General features: G+C 34.3%; 15 protein-coding genes, 1 tRNA gene and 1 pseudogene. 13 read left to right on the plus strand and 4 right to left on the minus strand.

Annotation, left to right across the window (positions count from 1 at the left end; all coding sequences use genetic code 11):
* Positions 1-6 precede the first annotated feature (6 nt).
* The 7 genes and pseudogenes from ACNQGD_RS06650 to ACNQGD_RS06680 all read left to right on the plus strand — a co-directional run bounded on the left by ACNQGD_RS06650 (position 7) and on the right by ACNQGD_RS06680 (position 7242).
* The gene (locus ACNQGD_RS06650) at positions 7-873 is read left to right on the plus strand and encodes a nucleoside phosphorylase (RefSeq protein WP_417998746.1); all 867 of its coding nucleotides are present in this window, start codon (positions 7-9) and stop codon (positions 871-873) included.
* Between the two features lie 53 nt (positions 874-926).
* On the plus strand, positions 927-1307 hold the full coding sequence (locus ACNQGD_RS06655; protein ID WP_417998747.1) for a VOC family protein: 381 nt from the start codon (positions 927-929) through the stop codon (positions 1305-1307).
* Between the two features lie 95 nt (positions 1308-1402).
* Positions 1403-2527 (plus strand): SDR family oxidoreductase, encoded by a 1125-nt coding sequence (locus ACNQGD_RS06660; RefSeq protein WP_417998748.1) that lies wholly within the window; start codon positions 1403-1405, stop codon positions 2525-2527.
* A gap of 114 nt (positions 2528-2641) precedes the next feature.
* Positions 2642-3493 carry a substrate-binding domain-containing protein gene (locus ACNQGD_RS06665; protein WP_417998749.1) on the plus strand — a complete coding sequence of 284 codons (852 nt, stop codon included), beginning with the start codon at positions 2642-2644 and terminating at the stop codon, positions 3491-3493.
* 21 nt (positions 3494-3514) lie between these two features.
* Complete coding sequence (locus ACNQGD_RS06670; protein WP_417998750.1) at positions 3515-4447, plus strand: transglutaminase; 933 nt, start codon at positions 3515-3517, stop codon at positions 4445-4447.
* 138 nt (positions 4448-4585) lie between these two features.
* Positions 4586-6847: pseudogene (locus ACNQGD_RS06675) on the plus strand (acyl-CoA dehydrogenase family protein).
* 71 nt (positions 6848-6918) lie between these two features.
* Positions 6919-7242: a nucleoside triphosphate pyrophosphohydrolase family protein gene (locus tag ACNQGD_RS06680; protein WP_417998751.1), complete on the plus strand. Its 324-nt coding sequence runs from the start codon at positions 6919-6921 to the stop codon at positions 7240-7242.
* 155 nt (positions 7243-7397) lie between these two features.
* On the opposite strand, the gene ACNQGD_RS06685 is transcribed toward ACNQGD_RS06680, so the two are convergent.
* Positions 7398-7838, minus strand: a complete 441-nt coding sequence (locus ACNQGD_RS06685; RefSeq protein WP_417998752.1) for a PepSY-like domain-containing protein — start codon at positions 7836-7838, stop codon at positions 7398-7400.
* A 554-nt stretch (positions 7839-8392) separates the two neighbouring features.
* On the opposite strand from ACNQGD_RS06685, the gene ACNQGD_RS06690 reads away from it, so the two are divergent.
* A complete protein-coding gene (locus ACNQGD_RS06690; RefSeq protein WP_417998939.1) occupies positions 8393-9814 on the plus strand; it encodes an FAD-dependent oxidoreductase in 1422 nt (473 codons plus the stop codon).
* 235 nt (positions 9815-10049) lie between these two features.
* On the opposite strand, the gene ACNQGD_RS06695 is transcribed toward ACNQGD_RS06690, so the two are convergent.
* Together ACNQGD_RS06695 and ACNQGD_RS06700 are read right to left on the minus strand one after the other, a co-directional pair.
* Positions 10050-10778 carry a superoxide dismutase gene (locus ACNQGD_RS06695; protein ID WP_417995290.1) on the minus strand — a complete coding sequence of 243 codons (729 nt, stop codon included), beginning with the start codon at positions 10776-10778 and terminating at the stop codon, positions 10050-10052.
* Positions 10779-11136: 358 nt separating this feature from the next.
* Positions 11137-11211: transfer RNA gene (locus ACNQGD_RS06700), tRNA-Val, on the minus strand.
* 212 nt (positions 11212-11423) lie between these two features.
* Between ACNQGD_RS06700 and ACNQGD_RS06705 the strand changes: the two genes are divergently transcribed.
* Positions 11424-13211 carry an ABC transporter ATP-binding protein gene (locus tag ACNQGD_RS06705; protein ID WP_417998753.1) on the plus strand — a complete coding sequence of 596 codons (1788 nt, stop codon included), beginning with the start codon at positions 11424-11426 and terminating at the stop codon, positions 13209-13211.
* A gap of 100 nt (positions 13212-13311) precedes the next feature.
* Here ACNQGD_RS06705 and ACNQGD_RS06710 read toward each other — a convergent pair whose 3' ends face one another.
* On the minus strand, positions 13312-14481 hold the full coding sequence (locus ACNQGD_RS06710; protein ID WP_417995118.1) for a proline dehydrogenase family protein: 1170 nt from the start codon (positions 14479-14481) through the stop codon (positions 13312-13314).
* 92 nt (positions 14482-14573) lie between these two features.
* Here ACNQGD_RS06710 and aroB point away from each other — a divergent pair, with 92 nt between their 5' ends.
* From aroB to ACNQGD_RS06730, 4 genes are all read left to right on the plus strand, one after another.
* On the plus strand, positions 14574-15641 hold the full coding sequence (aroB, locus tag ACNQGD_RS06715; RefSeq protein WP_417998754.1) for a 3-dehydroquinate synthase: 1068 nt from the start codon (positions 14574-14576) through the stop codon (positions 15639-15641).
* 289 nt (positions 15642-15930) lie between these two features.
* The gene (locus ACNQGD_RS06720) at positions 15931-17334 is read left to right on the plus strand and encodes a type III PLP-dependent enzyme domain-containing protein (RefSeq protein ID WP_417995120.1); all 1404 of its coding nucleotides are present in this window, start codon (positions 15931-15933) and stop codon (positions 17332-17334) included.
* Between the two features lie 93 nt (positions 17335-17427).
* A complete protein-coding gene (locus ACNQGD_RS06725; protein ID WP_073208830.1) occupies positions 17428-18399 on the plus strand; it encodes a deoxyhypusine synthase family protein in 972 nt (323 codons plus the stop codon).
* Positions 18400-18407: 8 nt separating this feature from the next.
* On the plus strand, positions 18408-18812 hold the full coding sequence (locus ACNQGD_RS06730) for a DNA primase (RefSeq protein ID WP_417998755.1): 405 nt from the start codon (positions 18408-18410) through the stop codon (positions 18810-18812).
* The last annotated feature ends 20 nt before the right edge of the window (positions 18813-18832 follow it).

An 18832-nucleotide genomic window follows, 5' to 3' on the forward strand; every position in this document is an offset into this window, starting at 1 on the left:
AAAATAATGATACAATCATCAGAATTAATATTAAATCCAGACGGAAGCGTATACCATTTGAATTTAAAACCAGAACATATTGCACACGATATCATCTTTGTAGGAGATCAAAATCGCGTGGAGAAAATCACACAATTCTTTGACAGTATCGAATTTTCAACTCAAAAAAGAGAATTCAAAACCCAAACCGGTATTTACAAAGGCAAGCGAATTACAGTAATGTCAACAGGAATTGGTCCTGACAACATTGATATTGTAATCAACGAATTAGATGCTTTAGTAAATATTGATTTAAAAACCCGTCAGCCAAAAGAAAAACTGACTTCATTGAACATCATCCGTATTGGAACTTCAGGCTCTTTACAAGCTGATATTCCTGTGGATAGTTTTGTGATGTCAAAATTTGGATTAGGCTTAGATAACATGCTCCGCTCCTATTTGATTGACGAAGTTTCAAATTTGGAAATGGAAGATGCCTTCGTAAAACATACCAATTGGGATTTACGAAAAGGAAAACCTTACGTGATTGCTTGTTCCGAAAAATTGGAAAAAATGATTGAGAGCGACAAAATGCACAAAGGAATTACCGCAACTGCTGGTGGTTTTTATGGTCCACAAGGACGCGTATTGCGTTTGAATATTCAAGATGAAGCGTTGAATTCTAAAATGGATAATTTTACATTTGGTGACCATCAACTCACAAATTTAGAAATGGAAACCGCAGCTATTTATGGACTTTCGGCGCTTTTAGGGCATCATGCATTGTCATTAAACGCCATCATTGCCAATCGTGCTTCGGGAACATTTAGTGAAGATCCATACAAAGCCGTTGATGAATTGATTGGGTATACGCTGGATAAATTGAGTAAATAGCTTTTGATTTAAGAATGTAGATTAACGATTTTTGATCTCAGATTTATAAAAACATGAACTTACGTATTGCAAGACACATCGACGATTTAGAAAAAATAGAATATTTTTATATTAATATTCTTGGTTTTGAACGTCTTGGAGGTTTTCAAAACCACAACAATTATGATGGTGTTTTTATTGGAAAACCAAAACTAGATTGGCATTTTGAATTTACAAAATCAAACGTAAAAACCAATCATCATTTTGATGAAGATGATATTTTAGTACTCTACCCTGAAACTATTTTAGAATATAATGCCCTAATAAAAAGCATTTTAGAAAGCAATATTTCAATTATAACTTCCAAGAATCCATATTGGAATGAAAACGGAAAAATGTTTCTTGATCCTGATGGATTCCGAATTGTTATTTCTGATTTGAAAACAAAAGATTGATAATTATTGATTGACTATATAATAAACTCGATACGGCTTTAAACCTGAAATATTTAGTATTTAAAACTACCTTTGCTTTTACAACAAAACTAATAATGAAAATAATACTTACAGGTGCAACAGGAGTTTTGGGATCTCATATTATGTATGAAATTCTGGAGCTTTTCATTAACACTAAAATTGATGGAAAACTCTTTATTATTGCCCGAAATAAAGGTAAAAACTCCGCTTTAGATCGAATAAACGAACTTTTATCCAGCAGTTATACGCCTAAAGTCATAAAAGACAAAGGGATCACAAAACTGCACGAATACATTGAAATCATCGATACTGATTTGGCAGTAATTCAAGATACTTTTTCAAGTCAAATAAAAGATGCTTATTTTATCCATTCGGCTGGATTCGTGAATTTGTCTACCGATGAAGAACAACGGGAAAGAATTTTTGATGAAAATACAAAAATCACAAAGACACTTTTTAATCTATTTCATCCTTTTATAAAAAAGTTTATCTACATCGGAACTGCTTTTTCTTCCGGAAACCGAAAAGGATTAATTGATAATGATTTTCATAGTTTAGGATTCAAACCCGAGCATCGCAATGCGTATGAAAATGCTAAATTTCATTCGGAAAATTTTATAGCACAAGAATGTAAAAAAATAGGTTTGCCTTTTCAAATTCTACGTCCTAGTGTGATTGGGGGTAAAATGTTAGGAATTGAAAATCAGTATTTTATTTCTAAATATATGGTTTTTTATCTTTTGGCAAAATTCTTTCATTTCACTTCCCAACGAAAAGGAGAGCAAGAAAATGTGCGTTTTATTGTCAATGAAGACACTGTTTTGAACATTATTCCTGTTGATTATGTGGCTAAAGTGATTGTAAACACCTTCGAAAGAGACGATATTGAGCAACTTAATATTGTACATCATAAAAGTTTCAATATGGTAAATGGATTGCAGTTAATTATGAAGGAAGTTGGTTATACAAATTTCACTTTGATACAAAATTCATTAGACTTCAAATACAAAAACACGATCGAAAAATTGTATTATGAAAGTATTGGCAAACATTTAAACCCTTATTTTACATCAGCTGCCAACGAATACGATACCACTTTATTGAACTCCATTCTGGAAATACCAAAACTGGATCAAGAAGCGTTTACCAATATGATTCGGTATGCGAGAGTGAATAATTTCAAAGATATTAATGTGTAATTTTTGGAGCTAATTCCCGCTGTACATTATAATCTATTGCGCCGAACCCTGGCACAATAGAATTTCCGCTGCCATCAGGGCTAGTTATAACAATTGACGATAAAAATCAAAAAAATGACAACAATAAAAATAGCCGGAGTTCCGGAACATTTCAATCTTCCTTGGCATTTGGCAATAGAAAACGGAGATTTTGAAAAAGAAAATATCGATTTGCATTGGACAGACGTTCCCGAAGGAACCGGAAAAATGTGTAAAATGCTTCGTGAGGGCGAAACAGATATTGCCGTACTCCTAACCGAAGGAATCGTAAAAGATATCGTTGCTGGAAACCCAAGTAAAATAGTTCAGGTTTATGTAGAAAGCCCATTAATTTGGGGAATTCACGTTGCGGAAAAATCAAATTATAAGACATTAGCGGACTTAGAAAACACCAAAGTGGCTATTTCCAGATTGGGATCTGGTTCGCAATTAATGGCGTATGTAAATGCTAATAATCAGGGTTGGGAAGTGGATAATCTTCAGTTTGAAATTATAAATACCATTGACGGAGCAGTTGAAGCTTTGACAAATGAAACTGCCGATTATTTTATGTGGGAACGTTTCATGACCAAACCACTTGTAGACAAAGGTATTTTCCGCAGAATTGCTGATTGCCCAACGCCTTGGCCTTGTTTTGTAATTGCTGTTCGTGAGGAGGTTTTGAAAAAAAATCCTGCCCTTATTTCAAAAATTCTTGCGATCATTAATAAAACTACAGCAGATTTTAAAGATATTCCGAGTATTGACAAAACTTTGGCTTCAAATTACCATCAAAAAATAGAAGATATACGAGAATGGTTGTCACTAACGCAATGGTCACAAAAACCATTATCAGCAGAAATGTTAAACAAAGTTCAAAATCAACTTTTTCAACTTAAAATTATCGATAAAAAAGGTACTTTTGAGGATATTGTAAAAACAGTCTAGATTGCTGGTTTTATTTTGACTATGATAAAAATAAAAGAAATTAATTTTCAGGGTATAAAACAGCGATTTCAGGTCAAAAAACCCTGGGATGACGTTATTATTTTTATCCTGAACATATTAATTGCCATTCCGGTTTTTATCATTTTGCATCAGAACTTAATCAATCCAAATTGGCCCCTTAATATTGACAGAGTAGTTTTATTTCTGATAATGATTGTCATTATTCAAATCATTCTTAGATACTTAAGAACGATTATTCTTTTTTGTATCATTCTATATTTATTGATTTTAATTTACGGTTCAACTATTGGAAACTATGGATTTAACAGCGTTTTTGAAGATTATAATTCAATAATGTACACGATGTCAGACAATCCATATCCACAAGATATTATCATTGCAAAATTGCTTCCCTTTCCCAATAAATCAAAAATTATCAATGCTATAGAATATCAAAATCCAAAAATTAGGAATTTTGCTATTATGGCAACCTCCAAACATTTCAAAGACATAAAAGGGTATTCTGATTATAGAACTATTATACAATGCTTTGCTGTTTTTAAAGAAATAAATAGCAGATGGAACTATGTAAGCGACCCAAAAGCACGGGATTATATCGCTACAGCTACAGAATCACTACTCTATTTTTCTGGCGATTGTGATGATCATTCGATATTAATGGCTGCCAGTATCAAGTCTATAGGTGGAACTCCTCGATTAATCCATACTACAGGACATATTTATCCAGAAATACTGATAGGTTCACTTACTGATTTAGAAAAAGTCAATTTTCTAATTAAGAATGTGTTATTTGTCAATGAAAGTAATGAACAAAAACTTCATTATCATGTTGATGAGCGTGGCCAAATATGGATGAATCTGGATTATACAGCTAAATATCCCGGCGGACCTTTTATGTCCGAAGAAATTTTAGGCGCCTTGACATTGGATTAATATTATTTCATTTTTTCTTCAAAAAATATAATCATATTCTCTTCTTAATTTATAAGTATACCATTATTCCTTCCCTTTGGTCATTAAATTTTCCTATCTTAACCAAACTTAAAATTTTTATTTTATTAAAAGTTTACTATGGAAAATTCAAAGCTCAAAGCCTTTATACCTCTTTTTTATCTGGTGTGGTCAGACGACCTATTAACACAAAAAGAATTCATTACGCTACAAAATTTTATCCGTTCACAAAGCTGGATTTCCGAAAAGGAACAGGAATATCTTCTTTTAAAAGTAGCCATTTCCTCGCCACCATCCAGAGAACAGCTCGCTGATTGGAAAGCTGAAATCGAGCAAATTATTCAAGAAAAGCCTTCAATCAAATCCATTTTTGATATTTCAATTGAGCTTTCAGAAAACGATACCGTCATTAAAGATCTTGTAGCTGCTTTTATAAAACTAGAAAACGATCTGGGAATCTTAGGCGAAGAAGCAATTGGAAATTTTAAAACAAAATCAAAGACTTTTACTTCAAATTATCAAACAGCCAGTACATTCGAAATAGAAAAATTGACACAAATTCTGGATGGAAAACAGTCCGCAATTATTAAGAAGGTCAAGTCAATCATCAGCAGACCAAAGTTTGCCTACGAAACTTCGACAGATACTGCCATTTATCGTGAAAAAGTATACGATTGGTGTAAAATCCTGGCAAAAGAAAATTTAGGTAATATGGCTTATCCAAAGCAATACGGAGGTGGCGAAAACATTGGTGATTATTTTGCCATCATGGAAACATTGAGCTATCATGATTTAAGTCTGGTAATCAAATTTGGGGTTCAATTTGGGCTTTGGGGAATGAGTATACAATCGCTTGGTACCGAAAAACATTATAGTAAATACTTAAAAGATATTGGTTCACTCCAATTGCCCGGCTGTTTTGCAATGACCGAAACCAATCACGGTTCGAATGTAAAAGGAATGGAAACTACAGCGACGTATAACCACGATAAAAAAACTTTTACCATTCATACACCGCATGAAAAGGCGCAGAAAGAATACATTGGTAACGCAGCTGTACACGGTCAAATGGCTACGGTTTTTGCCAAATTGATCATTGCTAAAATTGATTATGGTGTGAATGCCTTTATTGTTCCCATACGGGATCCTAACAGTAAAATCCTGAAAGGTATTACCATTGGTGATTGCGGGCTTAAAATGGGACTCAATGGGGTCGATAACGGGACCATTAGTTTTGAAAATGTTGTCATCCCGAAAGAAAACATGCTGGATCGCTTTGCCTCGGTAAACGATAAAGGGAAATTTGAAAGCCCAATTCCAAGTGACAATCGACGGTTTTTCACAATGCTGGGAACTTTGGTAGGTGGCCGAATTGGGATTCCGAGATCTGCATTGGCTGCAGCCAAATCAGGATTAACAATAGCAATTAAATATAGTGACAAGCGCAGGCAATTTGGCCCCGAAGGAGGCTCAGAAGTCCCAATCTTAAATTACCGCATGCATCAACGCAGACTAATTCCTTTGCTGGCAAAAACCTATGCCATCCATTTTGCATTGCACTATTTGACTTCCCGTTTTATCAATAAAAAGGAGTCTGAGATGCAGGAAATTGAGGCCCTCGCTGCCGGAATGAAAGCCTACTCAACCTGGAGTACCACTGCTATTTTACAAGAATGTCGCGAGGCCTGCGGTGGCAAAGGATATCTATCCCAAAACAGGATAGACGCCTTAAAAAATGACACTGAAATCTATACTACTTTTGAAGGCGATAATACTGTATTGATGCAATTGGTCGCTAAGAATCGTTTATCCGAATTCCGAAAATCATTTGGGGAAATGGATGCGATGGGAATAATTAATTACGTTTATGAAAGTGCCAAGACTGTAATTTCTGAAAAAAATCCAATTGTAACCCGAAAAACAGACGATGTCCATATACTCGATGACGAGTTTCATCTGAATGCTTTTCAACACAGGGAAAAAACGACATTAGCTTCTGCAGCAAAACGATTAAAAAAACTAATCGATAGCGGCCTTGAACCTTATGATGCATTTAATGTTGTACAGCACCAAATGATAGATGTCGCTCAGGCTTATCTCGAACGAATTGTTCTGGAGCAATTTCAAAAAGCCATTCAGGGTATCGAAGACAAAAAAAGTAAAGATATTGTATTGAAATTGAGTCAATTATATGCTCTTTCACAGATTTAAAAAAATAAAGGCTGGTATCTTGAAGATGGCTATATGGAAGGTGCAAAAACAAAAGCCATACGCAAGATGGTGAATCAGCTTTGCTGGGAAATCAGGCCGGATGCCGTTTCTTTAGTAAAAGCATTTGACATTCCTGAAAGTTGTCTATCGGCTCCAATTGCTTTGGATTGATGTAGGCTTTATTCTAAAAAATATTTCTTGAACTGATTTCAACATTTAAAACAAACTAAAAATTTACATTAATGGCATCAATAGACTTTGAACAATTGAAACAACGTTCCTTAAAAATAAGAGAATGCTACCACGAATTAGAACTTATACATCACGGCAGTGAGTGGACCGTAGCAGAAGATGCCTTAGCTTTCCTTACCGATGCAGGCTTAGTAGGAAGACTTGCGATGTCGCAGCAAGGAAGATGGCCAAAAGAAAATACCCAAGATGAACTCAAACACAAATTAGGGGAATCTATCTGGTGGCTCTCCGTTTTGGCTGAGAGAATGAATATTAATATTGAAGAAGCCACAAAAAAATTCTTAACTAAAACTGAAAAATTATTAGAAAAATAAACGACGTATTAAAGACGTTAAGATGCTAAAATCAATTATTGATTGTATAAAATAAGTTTTTAAATTTTTGAGGCAATATTTTAACCTTAAAAAAATCTCTTTATTACTAATGGAGTTTTTTTACTGGCACATAATACCGTTTACGAACTATTTTCTTATAATTTAGTTATTCTCCCTTTTAAAATTTTCCCGTCTTTGGTAAATTCTAAATCAATACCGTTTGTTAAATCCACGTCTAGATCTTTGTGCCCATAATCAATGTGCGTGATTTTTTCATTGGGATAATTCTTTGCCACGTAATCTTTGATTGAGGCAGGAATAAATGCGGTTGGTATTGGTTTATCGCCACCATCTACCTCTCGGTAAGAACCGTCTTTCCAAAATTCCACTTCGGTACCGTCTTTAAGTTTGACTTCATATCCTTTTTCACCATGTTCCGGATCTTTCTTGGCGATATCAACTGATGTATGGCTAAAATATTTTTGCAAGAATTCCTGTGCTACTTTTGGTAATTCAGTGGTTTCTATTCTCTTTTGAGCATTCGCCGATAGTACAAAACCCAATAATAATGCTATAAAAGTAATTTTCGTTTTCATGGTTTGTATATTTAAGTTATCGTATTACTAATTTACGATAAGTAAAAATGCATTCAAATCAATTTAAGAAACCTTTAGTTTTTATGGTGATTTTTTTGAATGCTAACATCTAAGTAAGTCAAAAGTTTAAACGTCGTAAAGTCAAAAGGAGTAATATTACAAACAGTAGTTTAAAATCAATCTGTTGCGTTATTTTGTCTAATTTTTAAACACGACATTATATAATGGTTGTTACTTATATAGACTGTAAGAAATAAAAAAACTCCATTGTTTCTAATGAAGTTTGTCTTGAGGGACTTAAAAACCTGTTAACGACCATTTTTTTGCAGGATTTAAAGAAAATTTCAATAAATAGCGCTATAAAATACTTTTTATTTCAATTTGAAAAAGTAGTTTTGTGCTGTAAATCTTTTATCCTAAAGCTACGCAACTGCCACAAGCGGCAAAACGCTGAAAAATGTAAATTTTTCACGTTAAATCATATAGAAGTTATTAATTAGGACCAGCATTAGTTAAATAAAGAGAAAGTGAAAAATGAAGAGGTAAGCTGGACTATGTGCTTAGAATGTCAAGGAAGAGGCAAGAAAAGTCGAGGCCTAACTAAGAAAGCGCGACTAAACTACCAGATAGCATTAGACCAATTTAAAAAGACGAATGGCGAAGGGACGACTCCAATTCCTCCTAAAGGTCACCTTCACTCCTGCTTGAAATGTTCGGGATCTGGGCTACTTCGTTCTTCCAGTCCTCCTGTAGCTGATGAAGCAAACTACCCACACGTTGCTATTATTGGCGGTGGTATAGGCGGAGTGGCTCTAGCTGTGGCTTGTTTGCACCGCGGAATTCCTTTTACCCTTTATGAGCGAGATACTGACTTTGAGGCTCGATCTCAGGGTTATGGACTCACCTTGCAACAGGCTAGTAAAGCGATCGAAGGATTAGGTATTTTCTCATTAGAAGCAGGGGTAATTTCAACAAGACACGTGGTTCATACTACAGAAGGAAAAGTGATCGGTGAATGGGGGATCAGAAAGTGGATACAGTCAGATGCGAAAACCACTCAGAGACGTACAAATGTGCATATCGCTCGACAATCTTTGCGCTTTGCGCTACTAGAACAACTCGGCAGACAGGATGCTGTACAGTGGGGACACCAGTTAGTCAATTTTAAGGAATCTGAAAGTGGCGGTGTTAATCTCAACTTTCAAGTAAACGGAGAAATGAAGCGCTACAGAGCGGATCTTGTGGTTGGAGCTGATGGTATTCGTAGTTCGGTGCGCAGGTTGCTGATTGGTGAAGATATGACCCCTTTACGGTACCTGGGGTGTATTGTGATATTGGGTATTTGTCCTTTGAAGGCTATCGAAGGTGCTACTAGTACTTTACTGGACTCGGCCACTGTATTTCAAACCGCCAATGGCAATGAGCGAATTTACATAATGCCCTATACGTCAGACTCAGTGATGTGGCAACTTAGCTTCCCAATGCCAGAAAAAGAGGCTAAAGCATTAAATGTTCAAGGACCTCAAGCACTCAAGGAAGAAGCATGTCGTAGAACACAGTGGCATAGCCCTATACCTGAAATTTTAGCAGCGACTCTAGAAACTCAAATTTCTGGATATCCCGTGTATGACCGAGAATTACTTGAGTCAGAATTATTACAAAAAGGCGGATCAATAACTCTGATAGGAGATGCGGCTCACCCAATGAGTCCATTCAAAGGACAGGGGGCGAATCAAGCGTTGCTGGATGCACTTGCACTAGCTCGGGGAATAACAACAGGATGTAGAGCTGCATCTCCATGGAGAAAAGCTGGAGTTAGGGAAAGTGTATTAACTGAGTTTGAATCAGAAATGTTAGAACGATCTGCTACCAAAGTTAAAGATTCAGCCGCCGCCGCACAGTTCCTGCATTCCGATATAGTGCTTCATGAGGGTGATGAGCCGAGAGGACGATGTCTGAAAAAAAAAGACGTATAGCAATATCGTGCTAATTTACCATTTTATCGCTCAGAGTTTTTGCCACAGATTTTAACGAAAAAAAAATATTTTTATACAATCTGACAAATTAATCTCTGATAACCTGTCAAATCTGTAGCAAAGAATATATTTAGGGTTCATTAAAATACGCCATTTAATTTTAATCATTACTTAATTTAAATAGGGCTACAAAACCTTATATAATAGTTGTTTTGAATAATGTGTAATTATCATTTTATTGCGTCAATTTTAACGCATCGTTCAATCGCATCGCTACGTTATCCCAATTGATGATATTAAATAAGGCATCGACAAAATCGGTTCGTTTGTTTTTGTATTTCAAGTAATAGGCATGTTCCCAAACATCAATAACCAATAAAGGAATGGCTCCCCATTGTGTTAGTTTTTCATGGTTTTCGCATTGTAAAATTACCAAACTGTCGCTGTAAGGCTGATACGCTAAAATGCCCCAACCATTGCCATCTACATTTTTTGACGTAGCAGCAATTAAGATTTTAAGTTTATCAAAACTCCCAAAACTTTTTTCTATTCGCCGCAACAAATCACCTTGCGGTAACGTGTTTTTATTGGTAAGATTTGTCCAAAAAATCGAATGTAGTATATGTGATGAAAAATGATGTGATAATTTTTTTGTCCAAAAATCAATGGTTTCCAAATTGTTTTCGTCCAATGCTTTTTTTATCATTTGCAAATCCTTATTCGCTCCTTTTACTGCGCCACCGTGATGAAAAGTATAATGTAGATGTAAGGTTTCGGCATCCATATAAGGTTCTAAAAAACTTTCACTATACGGAAGCGTTTGTTGAATATAATTGCCGTTTGCATCAACCAATTTATCAATTGAATTGTCCGCTAAATTTGTGGCAAATGCATTATTTGTTGGAAGAATTAGCGAAGCTGCACCTAATAAAGTGCTCGATTTTAAAAACTCTTTTCTGTTCATAGTATTAATTTTATAATGATACCTAATACTGCTGAAAAAGCAATAATAGATGGTTCTTGAATTTTATTAATATAAAGTAAAGCAAAAATTACAGCAATAGCTATTAGTGCAGTAAGAATAGCCAAAATAAATAGCTAATGGTCCAGGTGCTAACTGTGCTAAAGCTAACCAAGTCAGATACTTTGCAAAAGCGTGAGTTTGTAAACATGGTGTTCGATGGCAATTTGTACTATGAAAAGGGTATCTATCGAACACCTACGATGTTGAATGTGTTTTCTCATAATGCCGGTAAAATGGAGGAAAAAGGGTGTCTTATATACAAAAAAAAGAGGGAAAACCTTTCGGTAATCCCTCACAGTGGGCGATGAGGGGTTCGAACCCCCGACCCCCTCGGTGTAAACGAGGTGCTCTGAACCAGCTGAGCTAATCGCCCTTGTACAATTTAGATATTTTCATTTCCTTATTGCGAGTGCAAATATACAGTTAGAAATTGTATCTACAAGCAAAACAGTAAAAAAAATTAATATAATATTGACTCTATTTGCTTTTACGCTCTATAATAGCACTTTATGTTAGTAATGAAACGCTACTATTTTTTTGTATTGATTCGTTATAGTCTTACATTTGCGTCATAAACAATAGATAATGGCCAGGTTCAAAGAAAATGATTTACCAAAATCAAAAATTACTGCAAGTTCACTCCAAAAAGCAACCGTAATATTTCAATATGCAGGAAATCACCGTTGGAAATTTTACGTAGGTTTAATTTTTTTATTATTTACAGGCGCGACTGCTCTTGCCTTTCCTAAATTGATGGGAATGTTGATAGATTGTGTAAAAAATAAAGATAACTCACAAGCTAACATGATTGCTGGAGGTCTAATTGTAATCTTATTTCTGCAATCTATTTTTTCGTTTTTCAGATTGTATTTATTTGTCAATTTCACTGAAAACACCTTAGCTAATCTTCGATTATCGCTTTACAGTAATTTGGTAAAACTACCCATGTCTTTCTTCTCTCAAAAACGTGTAGGTGAATTAAACAGCCGAATCAGTTCAGACATAACTCAAATACAAGACACCCTAACGTCTACAATTGCCGAATTCTTAAGACAATTTATTTTAATTATTGGCGGCGTTCTTTTATTAGCAAATGAAAGTATCAAATTAACGTTATTAATGTTATCCGTAGTTCCGCTTGTGGCTGTTGCTGCTGTTATTTTTGGACGGTTCATTAGAAAATATTCAAAAAACGTTCAAGATAAAGTAGCCGAAAGTCAGGTAATCGTTGAGGAAACCATGCAAGGCATCAGTATTGTTAAGGCTTTCGCCAATGAATGGTACGAAATTGCCCGTTATAACGGAAAAATAAAAGAAGTTGTTACCATTGCCATTAAAGGTGGAAAATACAGAGGGTACTTCGCTTCATTTATTATTTTTTGCCTTTTTGGAGCCATTGTAGCTGTAGTTTGGTTTGGTGTTCGATTAAGTATTAGCGGCGAAATGAGTGTGGGACAATTGATTTCTTTTGTACTGTACTCTACATTTGTTGGAGCTTCTTTTGGAGGTATTGCGGAGCTTTATGCCCAAATCCAAAAAGCGATTGGCGCAACAGAACGTGTTTTTGAATTATTGGACGAAACTCCTGAAAAAATTAATTCAGTTCAAGATGTTGCTGAAATTCCAAAAATAAAAGGTAATGTTACGTTCAAAAATGTCGCATTCAGTTATCATTCGAGAAAAGAAATCAAAGTATTGAAAGACGTCAGTTTTACTGCTAATTTCGGGCAAAAAATAGCTATTGTAGGCCCTAGTGGAACCGGAAAATCGACTATTGCTTCCCTTTTATTACGCTTTTACAATATTGATGAAGGAGAAATATTGGTAGATGGGAAAAATATTTATGATTTTGATTTAGAAAACCTTCGTGGAAACATGAGTATTGTACCTCAGGATGTCATATTATTTGGAGGAACCATCAGAGAAAATATTGCTTATGGAAAACCAAATGCTACCGAAGAAGAAATTTTTACTGCTTCAAAACAAGCCAATGCCTATAATTTCATCGAAAGTTTTCCTGAAAAATTTGAAACTATCGTGGGTGAAAGAGGAATTAAACTTTCCGGAGGACAAAGACAACGTATTGCCATTGCCAGAGCATTATTGAAAAATCCAAGTATTTTGATCCTCGATGAAGCCACATCATCATTAGACAGTGAAAGTGAAAAACTAGTTCAGGAAGCGCTTGAAATTCTAATGCAGGGAAGAACCAGTATTATTATCGCACACCGTCTTTCAACCATTCGCAGCGCTGATCAAATTCTGGTTTTGGATAAAGGAAAAATTACCGAACAAGGAACGCATCAAGAATTAATAGCTTTAGAAAATGGTATCTATAAAAATTTAAGCAATTTACAGTTCAGTAATTCTTAAATTTTAGTAGTAATTTGACGTAAAAAAACTCCATTCAGCGTATTGAATGGAGTTTTTTTCTAGGTTATATAACTGAATACTAAAAACTGAATACTGATTTCTATTTCCCTTTTCTTCGGTTACGTTCTGCTTTTATCATCGATAATTCACGACTCGTTTGCCCTGCTACCGAAGTATTTTCCTCCGCACGACGAATCAAGTATGGCATCACGTCTTTTACGGGACCAAAAGGCAGGTATTTAGCAACATTATAGCCATGAGCAGCCAGATTGTAGCTGATGTTATCACTCATTCCATACAATTGACCAAACCAAATTCTGTCATCGTTTGTTTTGATTCCTTTTTGCTGCATCAATTCCATTAAAGTATACGTACTTAACTCATTGTGGGTTCCTGCAAAAATAGACATCGTATCTAAATGCTCAATCATATAGCGAACTGCAGTGTCATAATTTTCATCCGTTGCTTCTTTTGAAGCGCATATTGGCGATGGATATCCTTTTTCTTCGGCACGTGCAATTTCTTTTTCCATGTAAGCACCACGAACCAATTTCATTCCGATGAAGAATCCCTCTTTTTTGGCCTGCTCGTGTAATTTTTTCAAGTAATCCAAACGATCCCAACGATACATTTGCAAAGTATTAAAAACAATGGCTTTTTCTTTATTGTATTTGCGCATCATTTCGGTTACTAAATCATCCGCCGCATCTTGCATCCAACTTTCTTCACCATCAATAAGCAAGGCAACATTTTTAGCATGAGCATCTTTACAAACCAAATCAAAACGGGCCACTACTCTATCCCATTCCGCTTGCTCTTCTGGAGTTAAGGTTTGTTTTTCTCCCAATTTCTCATACAATTCAAAACGACCAAAACCGGTTGGTTTAAAAACTGCAAAAGGAATTGCTTGACGTTCTTTGGCAAATTCAATGGTTTTTAAAGTCATTTCAAGTGCAGCATCAAACTGTTCTTCTTCCTCTTTTCCTTCTACAGAATAATCCAAAACAGATGAAACTCCTTTGGTATACATTTTATCAACTACAGAAAGACAGTCCACTTCATTTACTCCGCCGCAAAAATGGTCAAAAACCGTAGCACGTATCAAACCTTCCACAGGAAGATTTGCTTTAAGGGCAAAATTAGTAACCGCAGTTCCGATTCGCACTAGCGGTTGATTATCAATCATTTTGAAAAGAAAATAAGCTCTATCAAGTTCCGTATCACTTTTTAATGAAAAGGCAACTTGTGTATTATTGAATATTTTTTCCATTATTTGTTACATTTTTGTACAAATATAGACAGAGTTTTGAATATTATTTAGCAAAAATTGCCTTATTTTGCGATTCCAATTAATCCATACAGATGCAATCTATTCAAGCCAACAGTTATCCGATTCATTTCAACGAAAAAGGATATGAAGCCTTAAACCTTCATTTGACAGAAAATAAGTATTCCAAACTTTTTATTATTGTAGACAGTAGTACAAATGAATTCTGTATACCAAAATTTCTCCCTTTTTTAGAGACTGACCTTACTATTGAAATCATTGAATTTGATGCTGGTGAAGAAAATAAAAATATTGAGACTTGCGTCCAAATTTGGAATGTATTAACAGAACTTGGTGCTGACAGAAAAAGTCTTATAATTAATCTGGGCGGTGGCGTTGTTACTGATTTAGGCGGGTTTGTTGCTTCAACATTCAAGCGTGGAGTAGATTTTATTCACATTCCTACTACATTACTGTCAATGGTTGATGCTTCTGTAGGTGGAAAAAACGGAGTTGATTTAGGGAATTTAAAAAACCAAATTGGCGTTATTAATGTTCCAATAATGGTGCTTATCGATACCCAATATCTTGAAACGGTACCTCAGAATGAAATGCGTTCCGGTCTAGCCGAAATGCTAAAACACGGTTTAATATATGATAAAGAATATTGGGAACAATTTTTAGATCTAAAATCTATAGATTTTGCTGATTTTGATGCATTGATTTACCGTTCTGTCGAAATTAAAAATGAAATTGTAATTCAAGATCCAACGGAGAAAAACATTCGAAAATCATTGAATTTTGGTCACACATTGGGCCATGCCATTGAAAGTTATTTTTTGGATAATGAAACTAAAACTACTTTATTGCACGGTGAAGCGATTGCAGTTGGGATGATATTAGAAAGCTACATTTCATTACATAAAAAACTAATCAGTCCAGATGAGTATTTTCAGATAAAATCAAGTATAAAGTCTATATATGACAACATTATTTTTGAGGAAAATGATATTGAAATTATCATGAAATTATTAATACACGACAAAAAAAACGAGTATGGAATCATACAGTTTGCTTTAATAGAAGGTATCGGAAAAATAAAAATCAATCAATCTGTTGAAAATGAATTAATTCTTGAAGCATTTCAGGATTATAAATCTTAATTATTATTTTATAAAAAGGATTGCATTGCGTATATAATATTTTTTACATTTACATCGATGAAAAAAAGTCAAAACAAGCGAAATTATAATTCTAATAAAACCAGAAACAATATGTCTTTTCTAAGAATATTGAAACGGTTTTATTCTATTAAAGGAAACTTTAGTTTTGATATTTTCCAATACATGAAAGCAGAAAACGAGAAACTTCAGATCATTTATGCAAATATCCGAGTTTGAATTTTAGATTAAGTTATTGTTCACAATTCTAACCTATAATTCAAAAAATATAATGAATACAAAATATTCAGATTTAATCAATCAAACCTATTACTTTCCACAAGAAGAATTTACTTTAAGCAAAGATAATCTTCAGTTTCACAATATTGATTTGATGAAATTAGTAGAGAAATATGGTACTCCTTTAAAATTCACATACTTACCTCAAATTTCCAATAATATTAACAAAGCCAAAAGCTGGTTTCGTAAATCAATGGAAAAAAATAAGTACGAAGCAAAATATTACTATTGCTACTGTACAAAAAGTTCTCATTTTGAATACATAATGAATGAGGCTTTCAAAAACAACATTCATATTGAAACATCATCTGCTTTTGACATAAATATTGTCGAGAACTTATTGGCAAACGGTAAAATAAATAAAAGCACCTACATCATTTGTAATGGTTTCAAAAGAGATCAATATATTGAGAACATAGCGCGACTTATTAATACGGGTCATAAAAATACGATTCCAATTATTGATAATTATGAAGAACTCGATTTGCTTCAAGGTCAGATTAAAAACAAATTCAAGATAGGAATTAGAATCGCTGCGGAAGAAGAACCTAAATTTGAGTTTTACACTTCAAGATTAGGAATTGGATACAAAAATATTGTTCCTTTTTACAAAAAAGAAATCAAAGAAAATAAGAAACTGGAACTAAAAATGTTGCACTTTTTTATCAATACCGGTATCAATGACAACGCTTATTACTGGAATGAATTAGTAAAATGTATCAAGGTTTACGTGGCATTAAAAAAAGAATGTCCTACTCTTGACGGATTAAATATTGGGGGTGGTTTTCCAATAAAAAACTCATTGGCGTTTGAGTACGATTATCAATATATGATTGACGAAATCATCAATCAGATAAAAATAGCTTGTGAAGAAGCCGAAGTTGATGTTCCAAATATTTTTACTGAATTTGGTTCGTATACTGTAGGTGAAAGTGGTGGCGCTATTTACCAGATTTTGTATCAAAAACAACAAAATGACAGAGAGAAATGGAACATGATTGATTCCTCTTTTATCACTACTTTACCCGATACTTGGGCAATTAACAAACGCTTTATCATGCTGGCAATTAATCGCTGGAATGACACATACGAGCGGGTTTTATTAGGTGGAATGACTTGTGACAGCGATGATTATTACAATTCAGAGCAGAATATGAATGCCATCTATTTACCAAAGTATAATAAAGAAAAACCATTATATATTGGATTCTTTAATACAGGAGCCTATCAGGAAACTATAGGTGGATATGGAGGTTTACATCACTGTTTAATTCCGCAGCCAAAACACATATTAATAGACAGAGATGAAAACGGATTTTTGGCCACGGAGGTGTTTTCAGAACAACAAACCTCTGAAGATGTCTTGAAAATATTAGGTTACGATAAGAAAAAATAAATTTACAATAATTCAATTAGTCAATTTAAAAATTCGTTAAATTTGAAATATCATTTTTAACATAGTGGTTTTTAAGTATTTAAATTAAAACAAATGAGCAAAGGACCAATCAGTCAGTTTATTGAAAAGCATTATTTGCATTTTAATTCTGCATCTTTAGTTGACGCAGCTAAGGCTTACGAACAACAATTAGCCAATGGTGCAAAAATGATGGTGAGCATGGCTGGAGCTATGAGTACAGCAGAGATTGGAAAGATTTTTTCCGAGATAATTCGTCAGGATAAAGTGCATATTATTTCTTGTACAGGTGCAAATCTTGAAGAAGACATCATGAATTTAGTAGCACATTCTCATTATGAAAGAGTGCCAAACTACCGTGATTTGACTCCTCAAGACGAATGGGATTTACTAGAAAGAGGTTTAAATCGTGTTACAGATACGTGTATTCCAGAGCACGAAGCATTCCGACGTTTGCAAAAGCATATTTACAAAATCTGGAAAGATGCTGATGACAAAGGCGAGAGATATTTTCCGCATGAATTTATGTACAAAATGTTACTTTCAGGCGTTCTTGAAGAATATTATGAAATTGACCTAAAAGACAGTTGGATGTATGCAGCTGCTGAGAAAAATTTACCTATTATTGTACCGGGATGGGAAGACAGTACTATGGGGAATATATTTGCATCGTATGTAATTAAAGGAGATTTAAAAGCTTCTACAATGAAATCCGGTATTGAATATATGGTTTTCTTGTCAGATTGGTATCCAAAAAACAGTACAAACGGTGTGGGTTTCTTTCAAATTGGTGGTGGTATTGCTGGAGATTTTCCAATATGCGTAGTACCAATGTTATACCAAGATATGGAAATGCATGATATTCCGTTTTGGAGTTATTTCTGTCAGATTTCAGATTCAACAACCAGTTATGGTTCATATTCTGGAGCGGTGCCAAATGAAAAAATTACTTGGGGTAAACTAGACATTAAAACACCCAAGTTTATTATTGAGTCCGATGCTACCATTGTAGCACCTTTAATTTTCGCTTATTTATTAGATTTATAGAATATTTTATGAAAAGAGTAATAGTTGATTACGCAAAACTTACCAATGAAATTTTAAACCTGTTGGTTGATAAATTTCCAGATGGTTATGATGATTCAAACATTATTAGTTTTAGAAACGCTAAAAATGAATTAGTTGAAGCAGTTGAAGTACGAACTGACGATACTATTTATTTAGTAAAAGTGAGTACTAAACTTGCTGATAGAATTGAAAATTATGATGAAGATGATGAAATAATCATCGATGAAGTTGTTGAACCTATCAAAGGTCTGGATTTAGACGACGATATCGACGATGATGATGAGGATGACGCTATCGATAAACCAGATTCTGATTCAGGTGATGATGAAGACGACGAAGATGCTGATGAAAAAGATTTCTCAGACGAAGACGATAATGAAGATGAGGATTAATTAATTACTCCAATTTTTTA

It is taken from the genome of Flavobacterium glucosi, assembly GCF_048286535.1.
Lineage (GTDB): Bacteria > Bacteroidota > Bacteroidia > Flavobacteriales > Flavobacteriaceae > Flavobacterium.

What these genes read in the sequence shown, in the direction of transcription:
- ACNQGD_RS06670 (WP_417998750.1), top strand. Translation starts at nt 3,515, where the DNA reads ATGATAAAAATAAAAGAAATTAATTTTCAGGGTATAAAACAGCGATTT.
- ACNQGD_RS06720 (WP_417995120.1), top strand. Translation starts at nt 15,931, where the DNA reads ATGAATACAAAATATTCAGATTTAATCAATCAAACCTATTACTTTCCA.
- ACNQGD_RS06725 (WP_073208830.1), top strand. Translation starts at nt 17,428, where the DNA reads ATGAGCAAAGGACCAATCAGTCAGTTTATTGAAAAGCATTATTTGCAT.
- ACNQGD_RS06710 (WP_417995118.1), bottom strand. Translation starts at nt 14,481, where the DNA reads ATGGAAAAAATATTCAATAATACACAAGTTGCCTTTTCATTAAAAAGT.
- aroB (WP_417998754.1), top strand. Translation starts at nt 14,574, where the DNA reads ATGCAATCTATTCAAGCCAACAGTTATCCGATTCATTTCAACGAAAAA.
- ACNQGD_RS06660 (WP_417998748.1), top strand. Translation starts at nt 1,403, where the DNA reads ATGAAAATAATACTTACAGGTGCAACAGGAGTTTTGGGATCTCATATT.
- ACNQGD_RS06650 (WP_417998746.1), top strand. Translation starts at nt 7, where the DNA reads ATGATACAATCATCAGAATTAATATTAAATCCAGACGGAAGCGTATAC.
- ACNQGD_RS06705 (WP_417998753.1), top strand. Translation starts at nt 11,424, where the DNA reads ATGGCCAGGTTCAAAGAAAATGATTTACCAAAATCAAAAATTACTGCA.
- ACNQGD_RS06665 (WP_417998749.1), top strand. Translation starts at nt 2,642, where the DNA reads ATGACAACAATAAAAATAGCCGGAGTTCCGGAACATTTCAATCTTCCT.
- ACNQGD_RS06680 (WP_417998751.1), top strand. Translation starts at nt 6,919, where the DNA reads ATGGCATCAATAGACTTTGAACAATTGAAACAACGTTCCTTAAAAATA.
- ACNQGD_RS06685 (WP_417998752.1), bottom strand. Translation starts at nt 7,838, where the DNA reads ATGAAAACGAAAATTACTTTTATAGCATTATTATTGGGTTTTGTACTA.
- ACNQGD_RS06730 (WP_417998755.1), top strand. Translation starts at nt 18,408, where the DNA reads ATGAAAAGAGTAATAGTTGATTACGCAAAACTTACCAATGAAATTTTA.
- ACNQGD_RS06695 (WP_417995290.1), bottom strand. Translation starts at nt 10,778, where the DNA reads ATGAACAGAAAAGAGTTTTTAAAATCGAGCACTTTATTAGGTGCAGCT.
- ACNQGD_RS06690 (WP_417998939.1), top strand. Translation starts at nt 8,393, where the DNA reads ATGTGCTTAGAATGTCAAGGAAGAGGCAAGAAAAGTCGAGGCCTAACT.
- ACNQGD_RS06655 (WP_417998747.1), top strand. Translation starts at nt 927, where the DNA reads ATGAACTTACGTATTGCAAGACACATCGACGATTTAGAAAAAATAGAA.